Annotated in this window: 5 protein-coding genes and 1 rRNA gene; 2 read left to right on the top strand and 4 right to left on the bottom strand. The window is 74.4% G+C overall.

The window, feature by feature from the left end:
* Positions 1-335: phasin family protein (locus EAD98_RS04155; protein ID WP_368666145.1), on the bottom strand; the 335-nt coding region annotated here is incomplete at its 3' end.
* A gap of 111 nt (positions 336-446) precedes the next feature.
* Here EAD98_RS04155 and EAD98_RS04150 point away from each other — a divergent pair.
* A complete protein-coding gene (locus tag EAD98_RS04150) occupies positions 447-785 on the top strand; it encodes an SCP2 sterol-binding domain-containing protein (RefSeq protein WP_121652745.1) in 339 nt (112 codons plus the stop codon).
* Positions 786-806: 21 nt separating this feature from the next.
* Here EAD98_RS04150 and EAD98_RS04145 read toward each other — a convergent pair whose 3' ends face one another.
* Both EAD98_RS04145 and EAD98_RS04140 read right to left on the bottom strand, forming a co-directional pair.
* Complete coding sequence (locus EAD98_RS04145) at positions 807-1,832, bottom strand: HAD-IIA family hydrolase (protein WP_121652744.1); 1,026 nt, start codon at positions 1,830-1,832, stop codon at positions 807-809.
* A complete protein-coding gene (locus tag EAD98_RS04140) occupies positions 1,829-2,881 on the bottom strand; it encodes a hypothetical protein (RefSeq protein ID WP_233583712.1) in 1,053 nt (350 codons plus the stop codon). The genes EAD98_RS04145 and EAD98_RS04140 overlap by 4 nt, the downstream gene beginning before the upstream one ends.
* Here EAD98_RS04140 and EAD98_RS31180 point away from each other — a divergent pair.
* Entirely contained in the window at positions 2,870-4,654 is a 1,785-nt protein-coding gene (locus EAD98_RS31180) for a hypothetical protein (RefSeq protein ID WP_199723279.1), read from the top strand. The two genes, EAD98_RS04140 and EAD98_RS31180, sit on opposite strands and share 12 nt — an antisense overlap.
* Positions 4,655-4,933: 279 nt before the next feature.
* On the opposite strand, the gene rrf is transcribed toward EAD98_RS31180, so the two are convergent.
* A 5S ribosomal RNA gene (gene rrf / locus EAD98_RS04135) occupies positions 4,934-5,050 on the bottom strand.
* Positions 5,051-5,054: the final 4 nt, after the last annotated feature.

Genomic DNA, 5,054 nt, shown 5'->3' with positions numbered 1-5,054 from the left:
GGACCGGCGGGCGGCGCGCCGGCCGGCTCGCCGGCCCGCGCCTCACGCAACTGCCGTTCCAGGTCGCGGACCCGCCGGGTCAGCTCGGCCACCTCGTCCGCGGTGGCCAGGCCGACCGCGCCCAGGGCCCGATCAACCTCGAAACGGACCAGCTTGGTCAGCGCCTCCCGGTTGGCGGCGCCGGTGGTGACCAACTCCTCGCCGAGGGCCTGAAGTTGGGCGGCGGTCGCGCCGCCGGACCCGACGAGGCGACGCGCCACGTCCTGGGCCTTCTTCCGGGGCGCCTCCGCCAGGCCCATGGCCAGTTCGAGGTAGGCGCGCCACGCGTCCTGCATGCCTGAGTCCTTCCACGGGGCGGGGTGTGCAGGTGTCACGCTACCGGGCACCCCGGACTGTCCTGTGCGGTACGGTGCCGAGGACGGCGTGGCGATCACCAAGGGGGAGATGTGGCCAGCGTGGACGAGTGCCGGCAGGCATTGCAGGAGCTGGCCGCCCGGCTGGATCGCAACGCCGAGACGGTGCGCGAACGGATCGACCTGGACCGGACGCTGGCCTGCCGGATCACCGACCTGGACACCGCTTTCCACGGCCGGATCAGCGGCGGGCGGCTGATCGAGCTGACCGACGGCGACGACCCCAAAGCCAAGATCGCGCTGAGCACGTCCAGCGACGACCTGCTCGCCCTGGTCCGCGGTGACCTGGACGTCACCGGCGCGGTGACCTCCCGCCGGGTGTCGATCAAAGCCAACCCGTTCGACCTGTTGAAGCTGCGCAAGCTGCTCTGACGAGCGCCGACGGCGCCCGGCTCATCCTCCCGCGGGCAGACCGAAGCTCTCCAACGCGCCGGCCGCATCCGGGCCCGCCGAGCGGATCCGCGGCGACGACGGCGCCGACCACGCCGCCGCGCACAGCGCGGCCAGCGCGTCCAGCGGCCGACCCGAACCGGCCAGCTCCAGCGAGCCACCGCGATTCGTCACCGACCAGCCACCGGCGTCCGCCGGGCCCGGGACCGGCACCACCGCGGCCGGGTCGAAGAGTCCCGCCAGGTCCCGCGCGACGTACGTGGGACGCCGTTGCGGCTCGGCGGCGAGCAGTTCGGGTACGCGGCTGACGCCGGTGAGCACGAGCAGGCTGTCCAGCCCGGCCCGGCGGGCGCCCTCGATGTCGGTGTCCAACCGGTCGCCGACGACCAGGGCCCGGCCCCCTCCGCTGCGCCGGGCAGCGGTCTCGAACAGCGCCGACTCCGGCTTGCCGACCACCACGTCGGGATCCCGCTCCAACGCCGTACGCAGCACCGCGACCAGCGCGCCGTTGCCGGGCAACGGTCCCCGGCCACTGGGCAGCGTCCGGTCGGTGTTGGTGGCGATCCAGATCGCGCCGTCCCGTACCGCGAGCGACGCCTCGGCCAGTTCGGCCCAGCCAACCTGCGGACCGTAGCCCTGCACCACCGCCGCCGGCTTCTCGTCCGCCCGCGAGACCGGGGTCAGCCCGACCGCACGCAGCTCGGCGCGCAGCGCCTCCGCGCCGACCACCAGCACCGGCGCGCCAGCGGGCAGCCGATCGCGCAGCAGCTCCGCCGAGGCCGCGGCGGAAGTGAGTACCTCCTCCGGTCGGGCCGGCACACCCATCCCGGTCAGCAGATCGGCGACCTCGCTGGACCGGCGGGAGGCGTTGTTGGTGGCGTACGCCACCGCCCGCCCCTCGGCGTGCAACCGTGCCACCGCGTCGACGGCGCCGGGGATCGGCCGGTCGATCAGGTAGATCACCCCGTCCAGGTCGAAAACGACCAGGGTGTACCCGTCGACCAGCCGCTCCCCGGCGTCCACGCTCACCGCTGCGTCGACCCCGACTCGTCGCCCCGGCCCGAAGCGTTCCCGTCGGTGTTCACCGCGCCGCCGTCGTCGGCCGCATCGGTCCGGTCGGCAGCGGTGTCCGCCTGGGCGTGTCCGCTCTCGTCCGGGTGACGGTCCTCGTCCTCGCCGTCGAGGCCCTCGTCGTCGCCGGAGGGGCCGGCAGCGCCGTCCTCCTCGTCGTCGAAGTCCTCGTCCTCGCGGTCGTCGTCCTCGTCGTCGTCGAGGTCGTCCTCGTCGAGGTCGTCGTCGTCCTCGTCGAGGTCGTCGTCGTCCTCGTCGCGGTCGTCGTCGTCCTCGTCGCGGTCGTCCTCGTCTTCGAGGTCGTCCTCGTCGTCGCGGTCGTCGTCGCGGTCGTCGGCGGCGGTGAGCTCGGTGTCCGGGCGAGCCGGCACCGCCCCGGGAGTACCCGGGCCGGCAGCGATCTCCTCGGCCGCCTCGTCCTCCTCGTCACCCTCGATGAGCACACCGTCGAGTTCCAGCAGCCGCTCCGCGGCGTCGGTCTCGCCCTCGGTGTCCACGTCAGCGGCGCGGGAGAACCACTCGCGGGCCTCCTCACGACGACCCACCGCGAGCAGCGCGTCGGCGTACGCGTAACGCAGCCGCGCCGTCCACGGCACGGTGGCCTCGCTGGTGAGGTCCGGGACCTGGAGCATCGCCACGGCGGCGTCCTTCTGCCCGAGGTCGCCCCGGGCGCCGGCGGCGACGATCAGCAGCTCGATCGCCACGGCCTGGTCCAGCTTCTCCCGGTCGGCGCCGCGGAACAGGTCGATGGCCCGCTCCGGCCGGCCCAGGGCGCGCTCACAGTCCGCGAGCACGGCCAGGTGGCTCTGCAGTCCGCTCATCCGGTGGTACGTGCGCAGCTCGGCGATCGCCGTCTGCCACTCCCCCGCGTGGTACGCGGCCAGGCCGACCGCCTCACGGACAGCGGAGATGCGCGACGCGAGGCGTCGGGCCGCCAGTGCGTGCGCCAGCGCCTCGGCCGGATCCTCGTCGATCAGCTGGCCGGTGGCGACGAGGTGCCGCGCCACCGTCTCGGCGACCGGCTTGTTCAGCGAGAGCAGCTCGGCGCGAACGTCCTTGTCGAGATCGGTCGCGACGATGTCGTCCGGCAACGCCGGGGCCAGGGTGCGGCCACGCTCGGACGAATCGGAGCCCGCACCGCGGTCGTCGCGGCGGAAGTCGCCCTCGCGACGCGGCCGGTCATCGGCCCGGAAGCCACCCTCACGGTCGCCGCCACGGTAGCCGCCCTCACGGCGGTCACCGCCACGGAAGCCACCCTCACGGTCGCCACCGCGGAAGCCACCCTCGCGGGGAGCGCCGCCCTCACGGCGGTCACCGCCCCGGAAGCCACCCTCACGGGGAGCGCCGCCCTCGCGACGGTCGCCGCCGCGGAAGCCACCCTCACGGCGGTCGCCACCGCGGAAGCCACCCTCGCGGGGAGCGCCGCCTTCGCGACGGTCACCGCCCCGGAAGCCGCCGTCGCGGGGAGCGCCGCCCTCACGGCGGTCACCACCACGGAAACCACCCTCACGGTCGCCACCGCGGAAGCCACCCTCACGGGGCGCACCGCCCTCACGGCGGTCACCGCCGCGGAAGCCGCCCTCACGGCGGTCACCACCACGGAAACCGCCACCCTCACGGTCGCCGCCGCGGAAGCCACCCTCACGCCGCTCGCCGCCACGGAAGCCACCCTCGCGGGGAGCACCTGGACGCGAGCCGCCACGGTCGCCGCCGCGGAAGCCGCCCTCACGGTCGCCACCCCGGAAGCCACCCTCACGGGGCGCCCCCGAGCGCGAGCCGTCCCGGTCGCCACCGCGGAAACCACCCTCACGACGGTCACCACCACGGAAGCCACCCTCACGGGGCGCCCCGGAACGCGAGCCGTCCCGGTCGCCACCGCGGAAACCACCCTCACGACGGTCACCACCACGGAAGCCACCCTCGCGGTCACCACCGCGGAAGCCACCCTCGCGGGGAACACCCGAGCGCGAGCCGTCCCGGTCGCCACCGCGGAAACCACCCTCACGACGGTCACCACCACGGAAGCCACCCTCGCGGTCACCACCGCGGTAACCACCCTCGCGACGGTCACCGCCACGGAAGCCGCCGCCCTCACGCGGGCCGCTCGACCGGGAACTGTCGCGGTCGCCGCCACGGAAACCACCTTCACGGCGGTCACCACCACGGAAGCCACCCTCGCGGTCACCGCCGCGGAAGCCACCCTCACGGGACGGGCCGGACCGGCCGCGGTCGCCGCCCTGGTAGCCGCCCTCACGACGATCGCCACCACGGAAACCGCCGCCCTCGCGGTCACCACCGCGGAAGCCACCCTCGCGGGGAGCACTCGAACGCGAGCCGTCGCGATCGCCGCCACGGAAACCACCCTCGCGACGGTCACCACCGCGGAAACCGCCACCCTCGCGGTCACCACCGCGGAAGCCACCCTCGCGGCGCTCGCCGCCACGGAAAGCACCCTCACGACGGTCGCCACCACGGAAGCCACCCTCGCGGTCACCGCCCCGGTAACCACCCTCACGCGGAGCGCTGGACCGCGAACCGTCGCGGTCGCCGCCACGGAAGCCGCCCTCACGACGGTCGCCACCACGGAAACCGCCGTCGCGGTCACCGCCCCGGTAGCCGCCCTCACGCGGAGCGCTGGACCGCGAACCGTCGCGGTCGCCGCCACGGTAACCACCCTCACGCGGGGCGCTGGACCGCGAGCTGTCGCGGTCGCCGCCACGGAAGCCGTCGCGACGGTCGCCGCCGCGGTAGCCGCCCTCACGGGGCGTGCCGGAGCGTGAACCGTCACGGTCACCACCACGGGAACCGGCGTCGCGGCCGCCGGCGTATCCGCCTCGGGCGCCGCCGGCGTTGTCGCGGTCTCCCCGGTACGGGGGACGGTCGTCGCGGCGCGGGCCGCGGTCGCGGCCGCCCTGGCCGTCAGTACGGTCTTCGTATCGACGGGGACGGTCTCCGCCCTGCGGTCCTGAACTCACAGGTACATCCTTCCTCATTGCGCCACCAATGGCGCTACGCAGTCGAGGGCCGACCCGGATGGGGCGGCCCTCGACTGGAAGATTGTCCGGCGGCGTCCTACTCTCCCACACCCTCACGAGTGCAGTACCATCGGCGCTGGAGGGCTTAGCTTCCGGGTTCGGAATGTGACCGGGCGTTTCCCCTCCGCCATGACCGCCGTAACTC

Source organism: Micromonospora sp. CV4, from assembly GCF_003667455.1.
Classification (GTDB): Bacteria; Actinomycetota; Actinomycetes; order Mycobacteriales; family Micromonosporaceae; genus Micromonospora.
Note: the sequence above shows the minus strand (reverse complement) of the source record. Positions and strands in the feature narration are given on the sequence as shown.